Raw genomic sequence first — 21,230 nt, 5'->3', positions numbered from 1 at the left:
TATTTCTTTTAACTATTTTCGGATTTCGTATCAAATGAAACCTTTGTGTCTTTATACCTGCCTTGCAGCAGTTGTTTTAATAACAGGCTGCGTGGCACCCAATCAGTATGCGGCTCTGGAGACCCGGGTGGCGGTTATGGAACAGAATAACAGTCGCCGGAATTCGCTTGATCAGACAAATACCGATGACCTTGGACGCTTGAAACAACAGGTGGATGAGTTTTCCAAAACCACCCGTGAGAATTATGCTGAGGTGAAGTACGACATTCAGTTGCTAAAAGACGACTTTCACAGAATTCAAGGGCAGCTTGAAGAGGTGCGTTACAAGTTCGGTATCACTGGGCAGGAACGTCAGGAAAGTCTGGAAAAAAGGCTGGAGCGTTTGGATAATGCCATTTCCAGGAATTATGAAAAGGTGATTGCCCTGGAAAAATATATGGGGTTTGAACCTAGTGTGTCAGGACCGCCAGGCCAGAATAATGACCCTGTGCCCAATGAGATACAGGATACTGAAGATGGCTTGTACGGCTATGCGAAAAAATTGTTTGACCAGGGAGAGTTGGAAAACGCAAAGATTCAGTTTGAGAATTTTATCAACAAATACCCGGATTCCAAAAATGCTGACAATGCAAGATTTTGGATTGCCGATTCTTATTATGCTGAAAAATGGTATGAAAAGGCTATTTTAGAATATCAGAAAGTACTTGAAGATTATCCAAATTCAAATAAAAATGCAGCCGCCCGGCTCAAGCAGGGATATGCATTTGCAGCACTTGGTGAAAAGGCCAATGCCAGACTTATTCTCAAAGAGTTGATAACGCGGTATCCCAATTCCCAGGAAGCCAAATATGCCAAGGAAAAGCTTAAAAATCTCAACTGATTGGCTTTTTTTCTGGTTATGAAAATTATAGGCATTGATCCCGGCCTTGCCGGAACCGGCATCGGAGTTATTGAGGGTCAGGGCCGTCATATTGCCGGATATTCCTTTGGCAGCATTTCCACTGATGCCGGTGAGTCCACGCCGGTAAGGCTGGATCAAATTTACCGTAAAACCAAATCCTTTCTCCTTGAACAGCAGCCGGATCTTGTTGTCATTGAAGATATTTACTCCCTTGAAAAATATCCGGGATCGGGTATTATGTTGGGAAAAGTTTCAGGTATATTGATTTTAGCGGCTTTCAGGGCAGGAGTGCAGATTCGCGAGGTAGCTGTCAGGGAAGTTAAAAAAGTGATTTCAGGAAACGGCAGTGCGGATAAGTGTCAGGTGGAACGTGCCGTGCGTCACTTATTAAATCACCATGAGCCCATTCGCCCTTTTCACGCTTCGGATGCGTTGGGAATGGCATTGACCGGGCTTTTCCGGTATGGGGGGGATTGGGGTACGAGAATTTAAAAAATGATCGCTTATCTTGAAGGAAAAATTCTTCGCAAGGAGGCGGACGGCATCATCCTGTTGGCCGGCCATATCGGTTATGAGATCCTTTTAGACTCTATTACCCTGTCCATGTGCATGGAAAAATCCCAGGCCAATGAAACAATTGCGCTGTATATTTATTATCATGTCACAGATCGGCAACCCAAGCCTGTGCTCATCGGATTTTTGACGCCTGATGACAAGGATTTTTTTCAATTGTTCATTACCGTGGCCGCCATTGGGCCCATGAAGGCAATCAAAGCGTTGACAAGACCTGTGCCCCAGGTGGCCCGAGCCATTGAAGACCGTGATACGGCCTTTTTGTCACAATTAACAGGTATCGGAAAAAGAACAGCAGAAAAAATTGTCGCTACGCTGAACGGAAAGGTTTTGGCTTTTGCCGCGGCCCAAAGCCCTGAGCCGGATTCTGTGGGAACGGATTCGTCGGATTTTGTACCTGAAGAAAAACAGATCATGGTCAGGCAGGTAACTGAGGTCCTCACTGAACAGCTTGGACACTCTGCGTCATCGGCAAAAAGAATGATCCGGCAAGCCCTTGAAAAGAATCCAGCGATCAGTACCCCGGAAGACTTGTTTGATGAGATTTATCAGGAGACCAGATGACGGCTGACGGGGACATCTTAAGCTATAGTTCAGATAAAAAGGGCGTGGTTTCAGAAAAGTTGAAAATTGAAGACCATTCCCAGGAAATCGTTTCCCTTCGTCCCGGTTGCTTTGATGATTATGTGGGACAGACCGCAGCTGTGGAAACACTTAAGATTGCTATCCAGGCGGCAAAAATGCGCAGGGAACCTTTAGAGCACATCCTGTTGCACGGCCCTCCCGGGCTCGGGAAAACAACGGTGTCCCACATAATTGCCAATGAAATGGGAAAGGATTTGACCGTTACCTCCGGTCCAACCCTGGAAAAGGGCGGGGATCTTGTGGGGATTTTGACCAATCTGGGGGAAGGTGATATCCTTTTTGTTGACGAAATTCATAGGATTCCTAAAGTGGTGGAAGAGTTTCTTTATCCGGCCATGGAGGATTTTGCCGTGGATTTTGTTTTTGACAAGGGAATTCATGCCAGAAGCCACAGGTATCGGCTTAAACAGTTTGTACTCATTGGGGCCACCACACGGGTTGGGCTTTTATCCGCACCGTTACGAGATCGTTTTGGCATATTTCGCACCCTTGATTTTTACTCTGTTGAAGAGTTGACGGTGATTATTCAGCGGTCGGCCCTGATTTTGAAAACCCGTATCACAGATGACGGCGCCTTGGAGCTTGCTAAAAGATCCCGGGGCACCCCTAGAATTGCCAACAGGCTTTTAAAGCGAGTCCGGGATTATGCCATGGTCAGGCACCAGGGGCTTATGACGGCCAAAGGGGTCCGGGAGGCTCTGGATCTGGAAGGTATTGATAACCTGGGTCTGACACCTTTGGACCGTAACTATCTTGAAACGATTATTCGGTTTTACGACGGCGGGCCTGTGGGGATAGAAGCTATTTCCGCAACCCTGCAGGAGGAGACCGACACCTTGGTGGATGTGGTGGAGCCTTATTTATTGAAAATCGGCCTTGCACTGCGCACTTCCAGCGGCAGAAAAGCATCGGAACATGCATACCGGCATTTGAATCTGGAAAAAAGAGGGTAAATGATCAACAAAACGAAACTAACAATTCCATTGGGCGTAATAATTCTGTCTGTCTGTCTTGTATGGTTTTATCCGGGGACGTCTTCTGCCGCATCGGTGCCGGCCGCTCTGATCCGGATACCTGAAAATGAGAATGCCGTTATCGTAGAGAAAAAAAGCCAGATGCTTTATGTCTACTCTGAAAAAAAAGGCCTTGGCAGCCCTACGTTCCAGGCACCTTGTTCCACTGGGGCAAATCCGGGGCCTAAGACCCGGTCCGGTGATAAAAGAACACCGGAAGGTGTGTATTTTTTAAAGGATGAATTTGAGGACCGCTATCTGACACCGGTATACGGGGAAAAAGCGTTTCCGTCAGACTATCCTAATTTTTTGGATCTGCGCCTTGGCAAGCAGGGATCGGCCATATGGATTCATGGAACTGACAAAACTTTGAAGCCCATGGATTCAAACGGGTGCGTTGCCATGGAAAATAAAAATATCATTGCCCTGTCCGATTATATCCACCTGGACGCCACGCCCCTTATTATTGTTGAGCAGATTGATTATACATCCCCTGATACGCTGACACTGATCCAAAAAAAGATTAACGGATTTCTTGACCAATGGGCCAAGGCATTGGCTGCACAAAGTTACCATGCCTATTTGTCGTTTTATGACCAGACTTACCTTCCGGATATTTCATGGTGGGAAACGTGGCTCAGTATCCGGGATAAGGCTGATGCACAACATGCTGCAGGGCTTAAGATTGTGCTAGAAAATACAGGTATTTATGCACAGGGTGGCGTTGTTGTTGTGCTCTTCGACATGAGTCTTTCCCGAGATGACAGCAGTAAAATTTACCTGGGCAAACGTCAGTTTTTTATTCGCCAGGGGACTGCCGCTCCCCTTATCATAGGAGATTTTTTCCAGACAAAAGACAAAGCGTTTAATTCCGGTGAGACCCCGCTGCTGGCTGCTTCAAGAATGCTTTTTCAGGATGGGTCAACAGATAAACGGGTGGTTGAAACAGTTCAACAATGGATGGCTGCCTGGTCTTCAAAGAATATGGATAAATATGCACGATTTTATACCAGTGATTTTGTCTGTGACGGTATGGGAAAAACGGCATGGGTGAAACGTAAGAAAAAACTTGCCGGAAAATATGATTATATTTTGGTTACCGGTAAAGATTTTAAGGCCTTCCCCACGAAAGACGGGTATACGGTCAGCTTTGTCCAGTACTATAAGTCCAGTGGATTTTCAACCCACGGAAGAAAACAGCTTAAACTTGTCAGGCAGGATGGCGAATGGAAGATATTTCGAGAGAACTGGAAAGGGAAATAGCCCAAATAAAACCTGCGCCGCATAAAATGCGCAAGGAAAACAGTATTCTGATCATTAATGATTTCGGTGAAATGCGATCCGGGGCTTTTCTTAAAGTTCTTATTTGTTTTTTTTTGGTGGTCAGCCTGGCAGGGGGGCTTGGCACGGTTTTTTTCTATCGGCTTTATGCCAAAGTGAGCAATCAGAATGTTCAATTAAAAAGTTTCCGGGAAGTTTTTGAAAAAAAAGTAGACCGTTTGGTTAGTGAAAAAGAGATTCTCATGGCAAGGCTGGTGGTGACGGGTAACGTGGCTGAACTTGAAGCATTGACCCGTGACGGAAAGATTGGCCAGGAGCCGCCCCCTAAAAAAGAAAAGCGCTCTGGCATGAAGGGGAAAATGGATAGTGCCGAATCGTTGTCCGCAGATGCAACACCTGATTCGAAACTCGGTGATGATGAGCCTGATGAATCGGATGATGAAAAATCGGCATCAAGCCGGACCCAATCCGATGAACAGACTGACCAATCGGTCGAGCAATTACCGGAAAAGTTGTCTAACGTAAGTATTGGATCGTTTTCTCTTTCACCGGGCAGTAAACCCCATGAGCTTATTGTTCGGTTTAATGTCAGAAATACCTCAGAAAATTCCAAGGAAATATCCGGTCGGATTTTTTGTGTGCTCAAACCCGAAGGCGCAGCACCTGACAAGTGGGTGGTAATACCCAAAGCCTCAATTATGAAAAGCGGTGTTCCCGGTCCCTATAAACAAGGGCACTATTTTTCCATTTCCCGGTTTAAACCTGTTCAGTTCACCATTAAGACCCAGACGCAGCTGCAGGATTTTTCCGAAGCTTCCGTGTTTATATTTGACGAAATGGAAAAGCTGTTATTCAAGACTACCTTTGATACCGGAAAAAATAAACAGGGTTGATACGGATTTTCAAATTTTACGCGATTTGTAAGGAGACAGCCGTTGTGAGAAAAAATACAAAAAATCTAAGCATCATTGATAAGGAACTCAAGATTGACGGCTCCATAGAAAGTTGTGGGAAACTGATCATCAAAGGGGAGGTAAAGGGTACAATTAACGGAGATATTGTAATTATTGCCCAGGATGGTGAGGTGAACTCAACTTTGACAAAGGTATCTAGTCTGACCATTGGCGGCAGCTTTAAAGGAGAGTTGATTGCCTCTAAGGAGTTGATCATTCTGTCCACCGGTTTCTGCGCGGGAAAAGTTGTATGCCAGGACCTCATTGTGGAGAACGGTGGGGTGCTCAATGCGGATATCTCCTGTAAGACATCCAGCAAAATGGAACCTGCCAAGAAAGAGAAATCGTTTTTTCCAAAGGGTGGGGGGGGAAAGCAGAAAGAGGAAAAACAGATAGAATTATAAAAATGCTTGACTTTAAAATTCAAATTATGTAGTTATGCCTGATTGCGTTTATTTAGAGGAGCATGGAGAACATTGGAAAAATATACATACAGTGCGAAAAGATCTGACAACAAAGAGAACTGGTGCGTCATTGATGCAAAAGACCAGGTGCTTGGGCGGCTTGCTTCCCAGATAGCGTATAGAATCCGGGGTAAACACAACCCACTGTACACCCCTCATGTGGACACTGGTGACTGGGTGATTGTTGTCAATGCGGACAAGGTCCGTTTGACCGGAAATAAAATGGGACAGAAAACCTACTACCGCCATTCCGGTTATATCGGAGGAATCAAAGCCCAGACGGCCCAAGAAATGCTCGGGAAAAAACCCGAAGATGTTTTAAGAAAGGCCGTTCGTGGAATGCTTCCGAAAAACAGGTTGGGCCGTAAGCTTGGGAAAAAGTTATTTGTTTATGCAGGCGACCAGCACCCCCACGCTGCACAGAAGCCTCAGGCCGTCGAATTCTAATACATAAGGACTTGATACGATAAATGGAAAGTGCAAACCAATTTTACGCAACAGGTAAGCGGAAGAATTCTGTGGCCAAAGTATGGCTTATGCCTGGTACAGGAAAAATTGTTGTAAACGATAGAGAACTGGATGAGTATTTTGACATCCCGGTGAATAGGAACGTGTTGACTTCTCCTCTTGTTCTTACTGATAAAAGCGATGCCTTTGATATTAAAATCACTGTAATGGGCGGTGGATATACCGGTCAGGCAGGTGCCATTCGTCAAGGCGTTTCCAAGGCGCTTGTTTTATCCGACCCAGATCTGCGTGGTGTTCTGAAATCTGCCGGCTTTCTTACCAGAGACGCCAGGCAGAAAGAACGTAAAAAATACGGGAAAAAGGGAGCAAGAGCCAGCTTCCAGTTCTCAAAGAGATAAATACACCCGCGTATTTCACGTATTCAAAACCATCAAAGGGAAGCAAATTTATATTTGCTTCCCTTTTTGAGTTTTAACCTAATGGATTCGTTTCTTTTCTAATCAATGCAGACTTTTTTATTCTATGACATCGAGACTTCCGGGCTGAGTCCGGCCTTTGACCAGGTGCTGACCTTTGCTTGTATTCGAACGGATCTGTCTTTAAATGAGATAGGCAGAGAGGATATTGTTGTCCGCCTCAGGGATGATATTGTGCCCTCTCCAGGGGCTTTTCTTACGCACAGACTTGACGCTCAAATACTTGAGACCGGTATCACTGAATACCATGCAGCCTTAAAAATTCATACGCTTTTGAATATGCCCCAGACCGTAAGCATAGGGTATAATTCCCTTGGATTTGATGACGAATTCTTGCGGTTTCTTTTTTATCGTAATTTACTGGAACCCTATTCGCATCAGTTTGCCAACGGGTGTGGCCGGATGGATATGTTGCCGGTCACATTGATATATTATCTCTTCTGTACACAGGCCCTTTCCTGGCCTGTGCTTGAAAATGGGCAATCAACCATGAAGCTTGAACATTTAACCCGGCAAAACAAGTTTGAAACGTCGGGAAGGGCCCATGAAGCCATGAGTGATGTTGAATCTGTTGTCGGTCTTGCAAAAGCGGTTTCAAGATACGAAGAAATATGGGCATATGTCCAGGGGTTCTTTGACAAAAATGCTGATCTTAAACGCATGAGCAGTCTTCAAACCTCAAAATTATCTAAAACGTACGGAATGGATTTAGCCCTCATGGTATCCGTCTCATTTGGTGCGGACTGCAACTATATGGCCCCAGTGGTTTGCGTGGGTGGGTCTGTTCCTTATAAAAATCAAAGCCTGTGGATCCGTTTGGATAAGGAGGGGCTGTTTGACCGGATAGATGATGCCCTTGGGGTATATGATCTTATTACAATACGAAAAAAACCGGGTGATCAGTTATTCATTTTGCCTGTGCTGGATCGTTTTTGGGAAAAGCTGCCACCTGTATCGCGAACAGTGTGCATACAAAATCTTGATTTGATCAAGCAGAACGTGTCCGTTTTTGATAAAACGGTAAGCTTTCATCGAAATTTCAAATACCCTCAGGTGCCTGATATCGATGCTGATGCAGATTTGTATCAGGGTGGGTTCTTCTCATTTAAAGATAAAAAAGAGATCGCGATTTTTCATAAAACAGAAGAAAAAAAGAGATGTCAGATTGCCCAGCGCTTCCAAAGTGACAGGATCCGGATGCTGGCCCAAAGAATCCTTGTGCGAAATTTTAATGAAAAACCTGCTCCTGAGTTCTGCGCGCATTTAAAATGTCTTTGTGGAAGTAATCCAAAGGAATCTATCAAAGGATATAAAGAGGATGTCAAACTGACCTGTGCCAAGGCGCTTGAAGAGCTTGAAAAGATTGAAGCGGAGACAATTCAGTCCTTTGATTCCAGCCAGAAAGGTCTTTTAAAGTGGCTTAGAGCTCATATTCAGCGTCAAGTCAGCCTTTTTTGCTGAAGCGTTTTAATTCCTCTATCTGGGCAGTGTGGATGAACTGGTTGAGCATCTCTTCATCTTCCCTGGTGATATTGGTGATCTTCAGACCGATTAATGTATGGGTTTCAGAATAATTCAGATTAATTCGCGCAACCTGGATTTGAACGGGAAAGCTGCCTATGGACCCGGGGTGATCACGGTCTACTAAAGCAATTCCCATGGTCATTTTTGTACCTGCTTTCAGCACAGACAAGGGAGATGGACGCTTCCCCTTTTTTTCAAGTATGACAAGGCCGAGGCCTGAAAAAGAGATGTCTTTTATTTTGAAATCACCCGGTGTCCGGTATTCCTGGCCGTTATGAGCTATTTTGGCCTTTACCACATATTTACTGGTCATTGAAAGCCTGAAGGCGGAACGTATATTGGTTTCGATAGCCGGTAACCGGTATTGAACCACAATCGCTTTTACCGTAGTGCCGCCGGCCATGGGATAGTCGTTTATAAACCGGATCGGGCTGCAAGGTATCCCAACCCGTATACGGCGTTGATCTATATAGACAAGCGTTGTAAGGTGAAGCTGTTCAAACGGTGTGTTTGGGGTTATAGGAATAATCGGCTGGGCAATGGTGATAGCCTTTTTTTTAAAATCAGCATCATAAATAATGGAAGATTTTGAAACGGGGAAATCGGTATTTATGTTAAATACCAGATTTACACCCACCGAAGGGAAAAATATCTTTTTGACGTCAAATCCCATGCCTATAATCCGATCAGGCAATGCTGACCACAGCGATGCACAAAAAATTTAAAATTAATTAAATGTATCGGAATTAAACAGAAATTCATGTATCGTATCATTAACGAGACATCACATAAACTTAGATTTTTATTCTGCGGCACTTTACTTAAAATATCTACCCTTCGGAGAAGTCATAAGAATTCCATCCTCTAGGTTATCTTGAGCGCAACCTTGAATGTCTTGAAGCTAAAATCCTCATGACTTCTGAAGTGTTTGGAATTATTTTACCGCGTCTTTAAGTGCTTTTCCGGGTACGAATTTGGGTACATTCCTAGCCGGAATATTGATTTCTTTTCCTGTCTGTGGATTTCTGCCTTTCCTCTCTTTTCTTTCAGCGGTTTTGAATGTGCCAAAACCCACCAAGGTAACAGAGTCATTGGCGGCCAACGCCTCAGTGATTGTCTCAATCATGCAGTCAACGGCTGCCTGAGCATCTTTTTTACTGCTGAGAACTTCTGATACCTTGTTAATCAAATCGCCTTTGTTCATCGTTTTTCACTCCTTTTTTTTGGGGTTTGTTAGGAAATATTTTAAGTTAAAAGTATATTTATAGTGAAAATATTTTCATTCAGCTTTTTTTGGGTACGTTACGTCGTTGAGCCGGGCGTGTCAAGTCTTTATTGCGTTTTATTAAAAATTCGTTGCCAGTTTTCTTCGGACAGCATAGAATGTTTGAAAACAGGAGGTGAAAATGGATGTAGCGCTTGTCAATCCCTTTATTGAAGGAACTTTACACATTCTTGATACCACTGCCCTAGTAAAAGTAAAACCGGAACCGCCTTTTTTAAAGGGAAACACCGAACATCATGGTGACATTTCAGGGCTTCTGACAGTTGAGGGAGATCTGGAGGCAACGGTTACGATTTCTTTTACCGAGAAAAGTATATTGGGCATTGTGTCCGCTATGTTTGGCGAGGAAATGACCGAAATTAATGAAGAAATTACAGATGCTGTCGGGGAGATCAGCAACATGGTTGCCGGGCATGTGACAACAAAAATTGGGGAACTGGGGAAAAAAGTAAAAGTTAAATTCGTAAAAGTTGTGACCGGTCGCAATGAAGAAATTTTACATACCGAATCCGGCAGTCATATTGTCGTTATCCCCTTTCGTACAACCAAGGGAAAGGTGTTGCTTGAGGTCTGTTATTCGGATCAAAGCTCATGATCAAAATTTGTGCCTATCCGGGACAGTTAAATTTTGATCATGAGCCTGAGATCAGTTTAACTTATTGGGCTATTCGAATTATTGCACCAGGGGTAGATTTGCGTTGTGCCAGGCAAATACGCCGCCGGCCAGCGATTTAATATTGGTAAACCCCTGATCCTTAAGGAAACCGGCCGCAATATTGGACCGGTACCCGCTGCCGCATTGCAGAATAATCTCCTGATCTTTGTCTGCTTTGGGCGTTTTATGATCTAAAATATCGGTCAAAGGAAAGTGAACCGCATGTTCAATACGGCCGCTGTTCCACTCTGCCGGGGTACGGACATCCAGAATCAAGGGGCCGTCCGGACCATTTCTTTTGTGAAGCTGAAGCGGGGAGATTTGGGCAAGCTGATCCACTGGCCTGCCACTCATGAGCCATCCATTTATACCCCCTGAAAGATATCCCAGGACTGCATCATAGCCAATACGGTGAAGTTCAGTGAGCATCCGGTCGTAGGCGTCCCGGTTTTCCACCACCAACAACAGTTCCGTGCCTGGATCAATCACCATGCCCACCCAGTTGGCCAATTGTTTTTCAAATCCTATATTTATGCTGCCGGGGATGTGGAATCCGCCATATGCTGCACTGTCCCGGGTGTCCATGACCAAGGTGGTTTCCTCTTCCATGAGTTCCTGGAACTGGTCGGGTGTCAGCCGTTTGTCCAGGGTGCATGCATCCAGCAGGTCTGCGCCTTTGCTGTTCGTGGCAATGATATATGAAAAACTTTTGGGCCGGGCCGGGAAGGCAGACATGATGTCTTTCTTAAACGCCTCAAAGGAATCAAACTGCAGCATGGGGTTGGCACTGCGTTCATAGCCCAGGGTGGAACTTTTTTTTGCGCTCATGCCTCTACCGCACAAAGACCCCTCTCCATGGGCGGGGTAGACTTCAAGGTAGTCGGGAAAAGCTGCAAGGGTTTTGTATAGGCTGTTGTAAAGGTTTTCAACCTGCTCGTCCAGGATCTCGGAGCCGGGAAGGTCAGGCCGCCCGATATCCCCCACAAACAGCAAGTCTCCGGTTAGAATCATTTCCGGTTTTTCGGAACGGCCTGTGTCTGTGACGACCAGGGAGATGGAATTGGGTGTATGGCCAGGCGTGTGAAGCACTTCGACCTTTGCAGCCCCTAGGATAAAAACATCGCCCTGTTCAATGCCTTTATGGGCATAACTGATATCCACACTGTCATTAATATAAATATCCGCACCCGTAGCTGCGCTTAACTCCTGGTCGCCTGAAATATGGTCTGCATGAAGGTGCGTATTGACTATATGGGTGATGCGCATACCTTCCTGGTAAGCTATATCCAGATAGTCCTGAATGTCCCTTTTGGGATCCACGACCATCATTTGTTGGGCTGCAGGGCAGCCAATGCAATAGGACTGGCACCCAAGGCCTTTTACTGAAATTTGGTTAAAATACATGGTGCGGGCCTCCTTTTGAAGTGAGTGGCGTTTGAAACTGAATAATCTTAAATGTGTTGAAAATGATGAATAAATGTTGCAGGAAAGCCCGGAAAAAGATATCAATTTCCGGGCCTGGTGTTAAATTTGATTGGGTTGACTTACAGTGCTTTGTGGCAGAACCACCAGTCATAACCCTCATACTGGCTCAGCCGCTGTGCCGCATCCTTTTGTGACTTTGGCGGCGGAATAATGACCCTGTCCTTTATCAGTTCATTCTCCGGCCAGTTGGCAGGTATGGCCACGCCATTTTGGTCTGATGTGATTAACGCCTTTGTGGCCCGGACAATTTCATCCATATTCCGCCCGATTTCCTGGGGATAATACAGGATCAGGCGTACCTTGCTTTCAGGGTCAACCACAAATACCGCCCGAACCGTATTTGAGCCTTTACCCGGATGCAGCATACCCAGTTTGTTTGCGACTGAGTCGTTGGCGGCAACAACCGGGAAAGTAATTTCTATATCAAGTTTTTCTTTGATCCATTCAATCCATTTTATATGGCTGAAAACCTGGTCCACCGACATGCCGATCAGCTGTACTCCCATCTTGTCAAATTCGGCAACACGGTTTTGAAACCCTGCAAATTCCGTGGTGCACACCGGGGTGAAGTCCGCCGGATGGCTGAAGAGAACAAACCATTTGCCTTTCATGTCTTTGGGCAGGCTCATGGGGCCATGGGTGGTGTCCACATTCATTTCCGGAAATTCATCGCCAAGAAGGGGCATGTTTGTGTTTTGATGTTCCATGTTTTTCTCCTTTATTAAATTTTGATTGATGCTTTGTTTTGTTATTTTGACCTGTGAACTATTTATAAAGATGCTTTAAACTGTTCTTTGGGATTGGATTTAAGCATGTACCGTGCCAAAATATTTTTTTGAAATTGAGTGAGATTGAAAATTTTATAAAAAAGTCTGTGTAGAAAGGATTTAGGCTTCATATTTTGTGGGAGGATGCCGACAATTATATCATTGAAACGATTTTTAAATACGTGATACGGAAGAACATATGTATCTATACACATATGTTTTGAGACACCTAACAAAACATATGTGTGTCATATTCTGTTTTGTTATCGATATTCAGTAGAATATTTGATCTCCTATCCGGCATCTATTCATTATTTTTAAAGGTTTGTGTCAGGTTTTGGCTCGCTTGGGCGAGGTTTTTGCATTTGTTTATGCTAATGAAGATTTTAAGAAGACGTGTGGCACAAGTACTTCAAACGTTAGTTTTTTTCAATCTATAATTTAATAGAATTTTAAAATGAGGAGGAAGCCATGACAGACAACGTTGTAGTCGCATTATCTTGCGGCACCAATGACACCAACCGGGCCACCCGGGCTATTCATCTGGCAACCATAGCGCATAAAGAAGGGAAAAATACCAGCCTTTTCCTACTGGATGAAGGGGTGTATCTGGCCAAGGAAGGTATCATCACCCATGTCCGGGCTGCCACCGGTGATGTGGCCGATGATCTCCTGGCATATCTTCAGGCCCATAATGTCCCTATTTTGGTTTGCACGCCATGTGCCAACGCCCGGCAGATCAACGACGACGATCTTATTGAGGGTGCGCGCATGGCTTCGGCTGCCGAATTTATCAATATGTCCTGTGATGCTACGGTTATCAGTCTGTAAAAGATATTTTTAATGCCTGAACATAAAAAACGTGTGTGGACGATAAGTTGCCCGGATGCAAGGCCCGAATGCAAGGATATTGATGGGTGACTTTTCGTTCAAACACTACCCAATGAAATTGATATACCAGTGTATTAGAGGCTCCCCCCAGTAAATGTAGAAAATAGCCCCCAGGGAAAGAAACGGGCCAAATGGGATTTTTGCCTGTCTTTTCTCCGAGTTTTTTGTAAGTGCCATGGCGGCTACTCCACCAAGGGTGCCGAAGACTGAACCTGCAAATAGAGTGAAAAAGGCCCCTTTTACGCCTATGGCCGCTCCAATCATGGCTAAAAGTTTAATGTCTCCGCCTCCCATACCCTGGTGCTTGCGAATAAGGTAATATAAAAGGGCCACAAGATATAAGATGCCGCCGCCGGCCAAAATGCCAAAAATTACTGAAATAAAGGATACTTGAGGCACAAAAAGACAGGATGAGGAAAAAAAGAGAATTCCGGGGAGGGACAATTTGTCCGGGATGATTTGGTGATCCAGGTCAATAAAGGAGACGGCAACGAGCACAGCGCTGAATGTAAAGTAAAAAAGAGCGGTCGGCGTTGGTCCGAATTTTAAAAAAAAACCCAGGGCTAATAATCCGGTGATCAGCTCCACCAAAGGATAGCGTATGGAGATGGGGGCGTTGCAGAACCCGCATTTACCCTTAAGCAGAAGAAAGCTTATTATCGGGATATTGAAATAAAATGGAATTGCATGGTTGCAGGCCGGGCAGTGAGACGGCGGTGAGACAATGGATTGTCCTTCGGGCATCCGGCAGATCACCACATTGAGGAAACTGCCGATACAAGCGCCAAAAACAAAGGACATCACAGCAATTAAAATAAATAGCGGGAACATATCACTCCTTGGGCAATGATCAATATGTTTGAGTTCACCTGGGATGTTCGACGGTTATCTGATGTAGTTAAGTAAACTATCCAATGATAAAAATATTTTTTCAAGCATATTGTAAAAATATTTTTCTGTTATATTGTAATTACAACTTAAAACGCAGGTACACCAAAGCCCGTATGTGAGGGCCAACCTGAAAAACCACAGATGGTCCGGTGGATTTCGGTCTGGTCCTGTTTTTTTATGAAAGGGTCTGATATCCTTTCACCATGTACCGGGAGTATACCCGGTAGTAAAATGCAGGCGCGGCCCATGGCCGTTATGTAATCAAGGAGCATAAATGGCAGAAGCAGATATAGATGATCTGATTGAAATAATCGAAAAAGAAGGTAATGTCGAAGAAATCCCAAAGGTGATTCCCATGATGCCGGTCAGGGATGTGGTGGTCTTTACGGATATGCTGCTTCCCTTGTTTGTTGGGCGGGAAAAGTCCATCAAGGCCATTGAAGAGTGTGTGGAATTTGACCGCTATGTTTTCCTATCAGTCCAGAAAGATTCGGAAATGGAAAAGCCGGGACCGTCAGATGTCTATGATATCGGGACCATTGCCCGGGTCCAGAAAATGATAAAAATGCCTGACGGCAGGATCAAAGCACTGGTTCAGGGTATTTCCAAAGCCAAACTTATTGAATTTGTTCAAAAGCGTTCTTTTTTTAAGGTCAGGGTGGAGACGATTTTTGATGTCGAACCTGATTCTATAGATATAGAAATTGAAGCCCTGATGCGTAACGTAAAGGAGAACAGTGAAAAGCTGTTAGCACTCAAGGGCGAGTTTTCAGGTGACGTGGGAGATCTTTTATCTCATATTGACTCCCCGGGCAAACTTGCAGACCTGGTGGCCTCTAACCTTAACCTCAAGGTAGAGGATGCCCAGGGCCTTCTGGAAACCACGGATGCCGTTGAGCGCTTAACCCGTGTGAATGATCTTTTGGCCCGGGAGTTGGATTTGTCAACGGTTCAGGCTAAAATTCAGACCCACGTTAAAGACGAAATTTCAAAAAATCAGAGGGATTATTACCTTCGTGAGCAGGTCAAGGCCATCCACAGGGAGCTTGGGGAGAGCGATGATAAAATTGCTGAGATCGCTGAATTCAAACAAAAAATAAAAAAGTGCAAGCTGCCGGAGGCGTGTGAAAAAGAGGCACTGAAGCAGTTGACCCGTCTGGAACAGATGCATTTTGATTCTTCCGAAGCTTCTGTGGTCAGGACCTATCTGGATTGTATTGTTGAATTGCCCTGGAGCAAAACCACCAAGGATTTTTTAGACATAAAAAAAGCCCAGGAGGTTTTAGACCAGAATCATTATGGACTGGACAAGGCCAAGGAACGAATTCTTGAATATTTAAGTGTGCGCAAGTTAAATCCAAATAAAAAGGGCCAGATTATCTGCTTTGTCGGGCCTCCGGGGGTGGGTAAAACCTCTCTTGGCCGGGCCATTGCCAAGGCTATGAAGCGTAAGTTTCACCGGGTTTCTTTGGGCGGTATTCGTGATGAGGCAGAGATCCGGGGGCACAGACGGACATATATTGGTGCCATGCCCGGAAGAATTTTACAGGGGCTTCGTCAATGCGGAACGAACAATCCGGTTTTTATGCTGGATGAAATTGACAAGCTGGGAAATGATTTCAGAGGGGATCCGTCATCCGCACTTCTGGAGGCGTTGGATCCTGAACAAAACTCCGAGTTCTCTGACCATTACCTGAATATGCCTTTTGATCTGTCCGGGGTGTTGTTTGTTTTGACGGCAAATATGGCCGACACCATTCCTTCGGCGCTGCTTGACAGAATGGAATTGATCCATCTTACCGGATATACCCGCCAGGAAAAGGTGGTCATTGCAAAACAGCATCTTTTGCCAAGGAAGATCAAAGATAACGGCTTGACCCGCCGTGCCATTAATTTCAGCCCCAACGCCATAGAATCCATTGTTTCAGAATATACCCTGGAAGCAGGTCTCAGGGAACTTGAGCGAAAATTGGACTCGGTGTGCAGAAAAATTGCCCGGCAAATAGCTGAGGGCCAAAAAGGGCGGTTTGCCGTTACCTGCCAGAATTTAACCAGGTACCTCGGCCCGCCCCAATATATTAATGAAATGGATCAGGAAGAGAGCCAGGTCGGTTTGGCTACAGGGCTTGCCTGGACCGAAGTGGGTGGCGAGCATTTGTACATAGAAACGTCGCTATTTCCGGGAAAAGGTGAGTTGCTACTAACCGGACAGATCGGTGAGGTGATGCAGGAATCTGCACGGGCCGCATTGACCTACACCAAAGCCAATCAGGAAGAATTGGGCATAGACAAGGAAGCCTTTGATTCCAACGACATCCACATTCATGTCCCCGCCGGCGCCATTCCCAAGGATGGTCCTTCGGCCGGGATTGCCATTGCTACAGCCCTCGTCTCGGCGTTTACCGGTAAAAAGGTGAACAATAAGGTGGGGATGACCGGTGAAATTTCGTTGCGGGGCAGGGTGTTGCCCATAGGCGGCCTTAAGGAAAAGTCTCTAGGGGCTTTGAGGGCGGGCATTAAGACGGTTATTATTCCGGAGAAGAATAAAAAAGATCTCCATGATATCCCAAAGTCTGTGAAATCCAAACTGACGTTCATCTGTGTGAAGGATGTCAGGGAAGTTCTGGATCTCGCTCTTGAAGCCGAATAACGATGTATCTTTTTGCCCTGAGTACAGCAGAGCAGGGTGCAAGCATCGCTCTGTTTGAAGATAACAACCTTGTTTTTGAGTCCGGCCTGTTCAGCCGGCAGACCCATTCAAAGGGACTGTTGCCCATGATCGAACAGGCCGTTGAAAGCAGGGAGGGGATGTCTGTTAACCGGATAGATGGATTCATTGCAGCCAAGGGGCCGGGCAGCTTTACCGGGCTCCGCATCGGCATCAGTATGGTTAAGGGCTTGGCCAGGGCGGTATCAAAGCCCTGTGCCGGGGTTTCCAGTCTTGATGGTATTGCGTTCAGATTCTGTCATGCACAGGCGCCTGTGTGCGTGATGATGGATGCCAGGCGCAACGAAGTATACTCTGCCGTGTATCAATTCCAGCATGGCAAGCTTATTCAAAAAGGCCCGGAAATGGTATGCGCCCCTGAGGTTGCCATTGACCAGGCCGGTTCAGAGGCATTGTTTGTCGGCTCGGGTTCAAAGGTATACCGGGAAAAAATTTGCAGCAAAATCGGTGCCGGGGCTGTGTTCTCTTCCCCTTCCATGGACGGGGTCAGTGCCTGTGCACTGGTCATTTCTGCGATGTCCGATGACGGTGTGTTTGATTTTGAAAGCCACCCCCTGACCCCGGTTTATCTTAGAAAATCCGATGCACAGATCCATTTTGAAAAGAAAACAGGCGCTTGACAATATATTGGCATACTTGATATAAATATTGGGTTGTGGATAAGCACTATTAGGTAAAGGGATATGGACAATTCTAAATGGCCGGCAAAGGCAGTGCTTCCCATTGCCATGCCGGGCGTCAAATACGTTATTGCAGCCATCCTTGTTACGGGGATGCTTTTTTATTTTGGTTACCTGAAAACAGGTGGGCTTGCGCTGCTGATTACGTTGTTTATTACCTGGTTTTTCAGGGACCCCGAACGTCGAGTGCCGGAAGGCACAGATCTTCTGGTCTCACCGGCAGACGGGAGGGTGATTGTTGTAGAACGCATTCCCCGGTGTGAATACATGGATGAACCCTGCCAGAAGGTCAGTATTTTCATGAATGTATTCAATGTCCATGTCAACCGTATCCCGTTCAGCGGCATGATTGAGAAGGTTCAATATCATCCGGGTAAATTTGTAAACGCATCTTTTGATAAAGCAAGTATTCACAATGAGCGCAATGCCCTGGTAATAAGAACGGACGATGGCCGCCGTTATGTGTGTGTTCAGATCGCAGGGCTCATTGCCCGGCGTATTGTCAACTGCGTGAAACCCCGCGAGCAAGTTCACAAAGGCGACCGGTACGGCATGATTCAGTTCGGATCCCGTTTGGATCTTTATCTGCCCATGGATTTTGAAATACATGTCAGCCTTGGTGATAAAACAAGTGCAGGCAGTACTATTATTGGCCGGATGTGCTGATTATAAATCAACAAGGCGTCAAAACGCTGTGTTGTCAATTAAATAACTATGGAGTAAATTTTAAATTTTGGACCAGATACCTGTAACGAAACAAGGTTTTGCGGCCTTGAAAAAAGAACTGGAAAAATTAAAAACCGTGGACCGTCCTGAGATAATCAAAGCCATTGAAGTGGCCAGGGCCCATGGAGACCTGTCTGAGAATGCCGAATACCATGCTGCAAAAGAGCGCCAGTCTTTCATTGAAGGCAGGATCGGTGAGCTTTCCTATAAGATCGGGAACGCCAAGGTAATTGATCCTGCCTCTGTGGCCAAGGATGTGATCCGGTTTGCCAGCCGCGTTCTTGTGGAGAATCTGGATACCGAAGAGGAACAGGAATACATGATTGTCGGTGAGGATGAGGCGGATATTAAAAAAGGCAAAATTTCCGTCTCTTCCCCCCTTGGTTCAGCCCTGATCGGAAAAGTGATGGGTGACGAGGCCATTGTCCAGGCACCGGGCGGAAAACGGGTTTATGAGGTTGTTGATATTCTTTGATGCCTTGTTTCGTAGTTTGATTTTTTTCAAGTCCCTCAAGACTGTAGTAAAATTATAGAAAGGAAAGTGCTGTGGCACGTGTAACTATCGAAGATTGTTTGAAAAATGTTGATAACCGTTTCACGCTTGTTCACCTGGCTGCCAAGCGGATTCGCCAGGTCAGGGAAGGGGCTGATTTCCTTGTACCATCTTCTAGAAATGAGGATGTTGTAACCGTATTGCGTGAAATTGCCGCTAATCGGATCGTTGTTAAAAAAGATCCGGAGTCTGACGAAGAATAATCCGGTTTGGGCAAAGGGCTGACAAAGCGTCTGATGCATCTGCTCGGCAAGGCCGTTCACGATTGGCGGATGATCGAAAATAATGATCGGATATTGGTAGGGATATCCGGCGGGAAAGACAGCCTGGCCCTTTTTCACCTTCTTGTTTCTTTAAAAAAAAAAGCTCCTGTAGCATTTGACCTTGTTCCGGTTTACATTGATCCGGGATTTGATAATTCTTTTGCTAAAAAACTGGATTCTTATATCAATGACAGATATAAGGACGTTCATCAGGGTATGGTGGTGGAAAAAACCAATTACGGTACATTAGCCCATTCCGATGAAAACAAGGAAAATCCATGCTTTTTATGCAGTAGGCTGCGGCGCAAACGCTTGTTTGAACTTGCCCGGGAGCATGGTTGTAAAAAACTTGCTTTAGGGCATAATAAAGATGATTTGATTGAAACATTATTCATTAATATTTTTTATGCCGGAAAGATAGGAACAATGAAGCCTAATCAGTCATTTTTCGGCGGACGCTTTGATATTATCAGGCCTTTGTCCTATGTTGAGAAACTTGAGATCAACAGGTTTGCACAAGTTTGTGATCTGCCGGAATTTGTTAATACATGCCCAAGTGCCGGTTACACCAAAAGGCAGGATATTGCAGATATGCTTGAAAGGATGTACCTGCAGAATAAACATATAAAAGGGAATATATTCAGGGCAATGGGTAACATCGCCGCTGATTATCTTTTAGAGATGCCATGTTGATCGATATGCAGAATCAGCCGGATTTTCGAAATATACCCATTGATAAAGTCGGCATTAAGGGGCTTAAACACCCGGTGATTGTCCGGGATAAAGCAAACGGTTCCCAGTCCACGGTTGCTGAAGTCAATATGTATGTGGATTTACCCCATCAGTGTAAAGGCACCCACATGAGCCGTTTTGTGGAATTGCTGCATACCGTCAATACACCGGTGTCACTCAACTCTCTGACCAACATTCTCGAAGATATGAAGGCCTCTCTTGGGGCAAAGTCTGCACACATTGAAATATCATTTCCATATTTCATCGAGAAAACATCCCCTTGCACCCAATCCAAGGGACTGATGGACTATAATTGCACGATCGTCGGCTCTTCCAATAACGGGAAAAAAGCAGATATGGTATTAAAAGTTGCGGTTCCTGTTACTTCGGTATGTCCCTGCTCCAAGGAAATTTCAGAATATGGTGCCCACAATCAAAGGGGGGAGGTGCTTGTTGCGGCCCGGTTTCATAAATTTATTTGGATCGAAGAGATTGTCAACCTGGTTGAACAAGCTGCATCCTGCGATATTTATTCAGTGCTGAAACGCGCAGATGAAAAATATGTCACGGAGAAAGCGTACAATAATCCAAAATTTGTCGAAGATATTGTAAGGGATGTGGCCAAGGCGCTTATCGAAGATGCCAACATCACCTGGTTTTCCGTGAGCGCGGAGAATTTTGAATCCATTCACAACCATAGTGCCTATGCCTATATAGAGCATTCACGGGGTTGAATTATATTCCATCACAAATGAATTGATACTTAGTCGTGCTCTTAATCGTGCTCCTGCTCCAATTATTATAACGGGTGAATTTAAAATGCCAATAATTTTCGACCTGTGCGGGTAAATTTTTGAAAATCCAACGGTCGGTAGGAAGAATATGAGCAAAAAACACAAAAATGGAAGACAACTGCTTTCCTTTCTGAGATGTAAAGCTATACAGCTATAACTTCTCAAAGGAAAAACAATGTCAAAATACAAAGTCAAAGTCAGTGTAGAACTTGTAGAATGTGATGAGACAGAAAATCATGAGATTAATCAAGATGCCGATGGAAGCTATTCAATGGTCATAAGTGAACAAGATGCAACCAGTATCAGCGCTGACGCATCAAAATTTATTATCAATGATATCAGGGGGGCGGAGCGACATCTAAAATTATTTTGTCGCAAAATTATAATAGACACTCTGCAGGTCTTTTGATAATGTAACGTGGATGTGTGTGAGTTCACCCACCAATCGAAACGTTACATTTGAGGAGAAAACGCTGTGATAA

At 45.1% G+C, this 21,230-nt stretch carries 25 protein-coding genes; 20 read left to right on the top strand and 5 right to left on the bottom strand.

Annotated features, from left to right (window positions below; genetic code table 11):
* Nucleotides 1-34: 34 nt before the first annotated feature.
* The 10 genes from ybgF (at nt 35) to B147_RS0121020 (ending at nt 8,235) form a co-directional block, all read left to right on the top strand.
* On the top strand, nt 35-880 hold the full coding sequence (gene ybgF / locus B147_RS0121065) for a tol-pal system protein YbgF (RefSeq protein ID WP_026259764.1): 846 nt from the start codon (nt 35-37) through the stop codon (nt 878-880).
* A gap of 18 nt (nt 881-898) precedes the next feature.
* On the top strand, nt 899-1,393 hold the full coding sequence (locus B147_RS0121060; protein ID WP_033397750.1) for a crossover junction endodeoxyribonuclease RuvC: 495 nt from the start codon (nt 899-901) through the stop codon (nt 1,391-1,393).
* 3 nt (nt 1,394-1,396) lie between these two features.
* Complete coding sequence (gene ruvA / locus B147_RS0121055) at nt 1,397-2,038, top strand: Holliday junction branch migration protein RuvA (protein WP_020589187.1); 642 nt, start codon at nt 1,397-1,399, stop codon at nt 2,036-2,038.
* Entirely contained in the window at nt 2,035-3,072 is a 1,038-nt protein-coding gene (gene ruvB, locus B147_RS0121050) for a Holliday junction branch migration DNA helicase RuvB (protein WP_020589186.1), read from the top strand. Before ruvA ends, ruvB begins: the two co-directional genes overlap by 4 nt.
* Entirely contained in the window at nt 3,073-4,395 is a 1,323-nt protein-coding gene (locus B147_RS0121045; RefSeq protein WP_020589185.1) for a L,D-transpeptidase family protein, read from the top strand.
* Nucleotides 4,359-5,306 carry a hypothetical protein gene (locus B147_RS0121040; protein WP_020589184.1) on the top strand — a complete coding sequence of 316 codons (948 nt, stop codon included), beginning with the start codon at nt 4,359-4,361 and terminating at the stop codon, nt 5,304-5,306. Before B147_RS0121045 ends, B147_RS0121040 begins: the two co-directional genes overlap by 37 nt.
* A gap of 44 nt (nt 5,307-5,350) precedes the next feature.
* Nucleotides 5,351-5,770 carry a bactofilin family protein gene (locus tag B147_RS0121035; protein WP_020589183.1) on the top strand — a complete coding sequence of 140 codons (420 nt, stop codon included), beginning with the start codon at nt 5,351-5,353 and terminating at the stop codon, nt 5,768-5,770.
* A gap of 72 nt (nt 5,771-5,842) precedes the next feature.
* Nucleotides 5,843-6,277, top strand: a complete 435-nt coding sequence (gene rplM / locus B147_RS0121030; protein WP_020589182.1) for a 50S ribosomal protein L13 — start codon at nt 5,843-5,845, stop codon at nt 6,275-6,277.
* Between the two features lie 23 nt (nt 6,278-6,300).
* Nucleotides 6,301-6,696, top strand: a complete 396-nt coding sequence (rpsI, locus tag B147_RS0121025; protein WP_020589181.1) for a 30S ribosomal protein S9 — start codon at nt 6,301-6,303, stop codon at nt 6,694-6,696.
* A 105-nt stretch (nt 6,697-6,801) separates the two neighbouring features.
* Nucleotides 6,802-8,235 carry an exodeoxyribonuclease I gene (locus B147_RS0121020; protein ID WP_020589180.1) on the top strand — a complete coding sequence of 478 codons (1,434 nt, stop codon included), beginning with the start codon at nt 6,802-6,804 and terminating at the stop codon, nt 8,233-8,235.
* On the opposite strand, the gene B147_RS0121015 is transcribed toward B147_RS0121020, so the two are convergent.
* Both B147_RS0121015 and B147_RS0121010 read right to left on the bottom strand, forming a co-directional pair.
* Nucleotides 8,219-8,971, bottom strand: a complete 753-nt coding sequence (locus B147_RS0121015; RefSeq protein ID WP_020589179.1) for a PilZ domain-containing protein — start codon at nt 8,969-8,971, stop codon at nt 8,219-8,221. The genes B147_RS0121020 and B147_RS0121015 overlap by 17 nt on opposite strands.
* A 261-nt stretch (nt 8,972-9,232) precedes the next feature.
* On the bottom strand, nt 9,233-9,502 hold the full coding sequence (locus B147_RS0121010) for an HU family DNA-binding protein (protein WP_004074121.1): 270 nt from the start codon (nt 9,500-9,502) through the stop codon (nt 9,233-9,235).
* A 202-nt stretch (nt 9,503-9,704) separates the two neighbouring features.
* Here B147_RS0121010 and B147_RS0121005 point away from each other — a divergent pair, with 202 nt between their 5' ends.
* A complete protein-coding gene (locus B147_RS0121005; RefSeq protein WP_020589178.1) occupies nt 9,705-10,178 on the top strand; it encodes a chemotaxis protein CheX in 474 nt (157 codons plus the stop codon).
* A 78-nt stretch (nt 10,179-10,256) separates the two neighbouring features.
* On the opposite strand, the gene B147_RS0121000 is transcribed toward B147_RS0121005, so the two are convergent.
* A complete protein-coding gene (locus B147_RS0121000; protein ID WP_020589177.1) occupies nt 10,257-11,642 on the bottom strand; it encodes an MBL fold metallo-hydrolase in 1,386 nt (461 codons plus the stop codon).
* Between the two features lie 140 nt (nt 11,643-11,782).
* Complete coding sequence (locus B147_RS0120995; RefSeq protein ID WP_020589176.1) at nt 11,783-12,430, bottom strand: peroxiredoxin; 648 nt, start codon at nt 12,428-12,430, stop codon at nt 11,783-11,785.
* 531 nt (nt 12,431-12,961) lie between these two features.
* Here B147_RS0120995 and B147_RS0120985 point away from each other — a divergent pair.
* The gene (locus B147_RS0120985) at nt 12,962-13,321 is read left to right on the top strand and encodes a DsrE family protein (protein ID WP_020589174.1); all 360 of its coding nucleotides are present in this window, start codon (nt 12,962-12,964) and stop codon (nt 13,319-13,321) included.
* Nucleotides 13,322-13,426: 105 nt separating this feature from the next.
* Here B147_RS0120985 and B147_RS0120980 read toward each other — a convergent pair whose 3' ends face one another.
* A complete protein-coding gene (locus B147_RS0120980; RefSeq protein ID WP_020589173.1) occupies nt 13,427-14,212 on the bottom strand; it encodes a prepilin peptidase in 786 nt (261 codons plus the stop codon).
* Between the two features lie 334 nt (nt 14,213-14,546).
* On the opposite strand from B147_RS0120980, the gene lon reads away from it, so the two are divergent.
* The 8 genes from lon to B147_RS0120940 all read left to right on the top strand — a co-directional run bounded on the left by lon (nt 14,547) and on the right by B147_RS0120940 (nt 21,157).
* Nucleotides 14,547-16,922, top strand: coding sequence for an endopeptidase La (lon, locus tag B147_RS0120975; protein WP_020589172.1), 2,376 nt, complete (start codon nt 14,547-14,549; stop codon nt 16,920-16,922).
* A gap of 2 nt (nt 16,923-16,924) precedes the next feature.
* Nucleotides 16,925-17,620, top strand: a complete 696-nt coding sequence (tsaB, locus tag B147_RS0120970) for a tRNA (adenosine(37)-N6)-threonylcarbamoyltransferase complex dimerization subunit type 1 TsaB (RefSeq protein WP_020589171.1) — start codon at nt 16,925-16,927, stop codon at nt 17,618-17,620.
* A 63-nt stretch (nt 17,621-17,683) separates the two neighbouring features.
* The gene (locus tag B147_RS0120965) at nt 17,684-18,346 is read left to right on the top strand and encodes a phosphatidylserine decarboxylase family protein (RefSeq protein ID WP_020589170.1); all 663 of its coding nucleotides are present in this window, start codon (nt 17,684-17,686) and stop codon (nt 18,344-18,346) included.
* Between the two features lie 67 nt (nt 18,347-18,413).
* Nucleotides 18,414-18,881, top strand: coding sequence for a transcription elongation factor GreA (greA, locus tag B147_RS0120960; protein WP_020589169.1), 468 nt, complete (start codon nt 18,414-18,416; stop codon nt 18,879-18,881).
* Nucleotides 18,882-18,952: 71 nt separating this feature from the next.
* A complete protein-coding gene (gene rpoZ / locus B147_RS0120955; RefSeq protein WP_026259763.1) occupies nt 18,953-19,162 on the top strand; it encodes a DNA-directed RNA polymerase subunit omega in 210 nt (69 codons plus the stop codon).
* Between the two features lie 6 nt (nt 19,163-19,168).
* A complete protein-coding gene (locus B147_RS0120950; protein ID WP_020589167.1) occupies nt 19,169-19,915 on the top strand; it encodes a tRNA 2-thiocytidine(32) synthetase TtcA in 747 nt (248 codons plus the stop codon).
* The gene (gene folE2 / locus B147_RS0120945; RefSeq protein ID WP_020589166.1) at nt 19,909-20,688 is read left to right on the top strand and encodes a GTP cyclohydrolase FolE2; all 780 of its coding nucleotides are present in this window, start codon (nt 19,909-19,911) and stop codon (nt 20,686-20,688) included. Before B147_RS0120950 ends, folE2 begins: the two co-directional genes overlap by 7 nt.
* A 235-nt stretch (nt 20,689-20,923) precedes the next feature.
* The gene (locus B147_RS0120940) at nt 20,924-21,157 is read left to right on the top strand and encodes a hypothetical protein (protein ID WP_020589165.1); all 234 of its coding nucleotides are present in this window, start codon (nt 20,924-20,926) and stop codon (nt 21,155-21,157) included.
* The last annotated feature ends 73 nt before the right edge of the window (nt 21,158-21,230 follow it).

The sequence above is a fragment of the Desulfobacter curvatus DSM 3379 genome, from assembly GCF_000373985.1.
Taxonomy (GTDB): domain Bacteria; phylum Desulfobacterota; class Desulfobacteria; order Desulfobacterales; family Desulfobacteraceae; genus Desulfobacter; species Desulfobacter curvatus.
Note: the sequence above shows the minus strand (reverse complement) of the source record. Positions and strands in the feature narration are given on the sequence as shown.

Coding starts and splice junctions, on each gene's coding strand:
- ruvB (WP_020589186.1), top strand. CDS start 2,035: ATGACGGCTGACGGGGACATCTTAAGCTATAGTTCAGATAAAAAGGGC.
- B147_RS0121010 (WP_004074121.1), bottom strand. CDS start 9,502: ATGAACAAAGGCGATTTGATTAACAAGGTATCAGAAGTTCTCAGCAGT.
- B147_RS0120995 (WP_020589176.1), bottom strand. CDS start 12,430: ATGGAACATCAAAACACAAACATGCCCCTTCTTGGCGATGAATTTCCG.
- B147_RS0121015 (WP_020589179.1), bottom strand. CDS start 8,971: ATGGGATTTGACGTCAAAAAGATATTTTTCCCTTCGGTGGGTGTAAAT.
- rpsI (WP_020589181.1), top strand. CDS start 6,301: ATGGAAAGTGCAAACCAATTTTACGCAACAGGTAAGCGGAAGAATTCT.
- B147_RS0121045 (WP_020589185.1), top strand. CDS start 3,073: ATGATCAACAAAACGAAACTAACAATTCCATTGGGCGTAATAATTCTG.
- B147_RS0121000 (WP_020589177.1), bottom strand. CDS start 11,642: ATGTATTTTAACCAAATTTCAGTAAAAGGCCTTGGGTGCCAGTCCTAT.
- lon (WP_020589172.1), top strand. CDS start 14,547: ATGGCAGAAGCAGATATAGATGATCTGATTGAAATAATCGAAAAAGAA.
- ruvA (WP_020589187.1), top strand. CDS start 1,397: ATGATCGCTTATCTTGAAGGAAAAATTCTTCGCAAGGAGGCGGACGGC.
- B147_RS0120980 (WP_020589173.1), bottom strand. CDS start 14,212: ATGTTCCCGCTATTTATTTTAATTGCTGTGATGTCCTTTGTTTTTGGC.
- tsaB (WP_020589171.1), top strand. CDS start 16,925: ATGTATCTTTTTGCCCTGAGTACAGCAGAGCAGGGTGCAAGCATCGCT.
- folE2 (WP_020589166.1), top strand. CDS start 19,909: ATGTTGATCGATATGCAGAATCAGCCGGATTTTCGAAATATACCCATT.
- B147_RS0120965 (WP_020589170.1), top strand. CDS start 17,684: ATGGACAATTCTAAATGGCCGGCAAAGGCAGTGCTTCCCATTGCCATG.
- B147_RS0121005 (WP_020589178.1), top strand. CDS start 9,705: ATGGATGTAGCGCTTGTCAATCCCTTTATTGAAGGAACTTTACACATT.
- B147_RS0121060 (WP_033397750.1), top strand. CDS start 899: ATGAAAATTATAGGCATTGATCCCGGCCTTGCCGGAACCGGCATCGGA.
- ybgF (WP_026259764.1), top strand. CDS start 35: ATGAAACCTTTGTGTCTTTATACCTGCCTTGCAGCAGTTGTTTTAATA.
- B147_RS0120940 (WP_020589165.1), top strand. CDS start 20,924: ATGTCAAAATACAAAGTCAAAGTCAGTGTAGAACTTGTAGAATGTGAT.
- B147_RS0120985 (WP_020589174.1), top strand. CDS start 12,962: ATGACAGACAACGTTGTAGTCGCATTATCTTGCGGCACCAATGACACC.
- B147_RS0121040 (WP_020589184.1), top strand. CDS start 4,359: ATGGAAGATATTTCGAGAGAACTGGAAAGGGAAATAGCCCAAATAAAA.
- B147_RS0121020 (WP_020589180.1), top strand. CDS start 6,802: ATGCAGACTTTTTTATTCTATGACATCGAGACTTCCGGGCTGAGTCCG.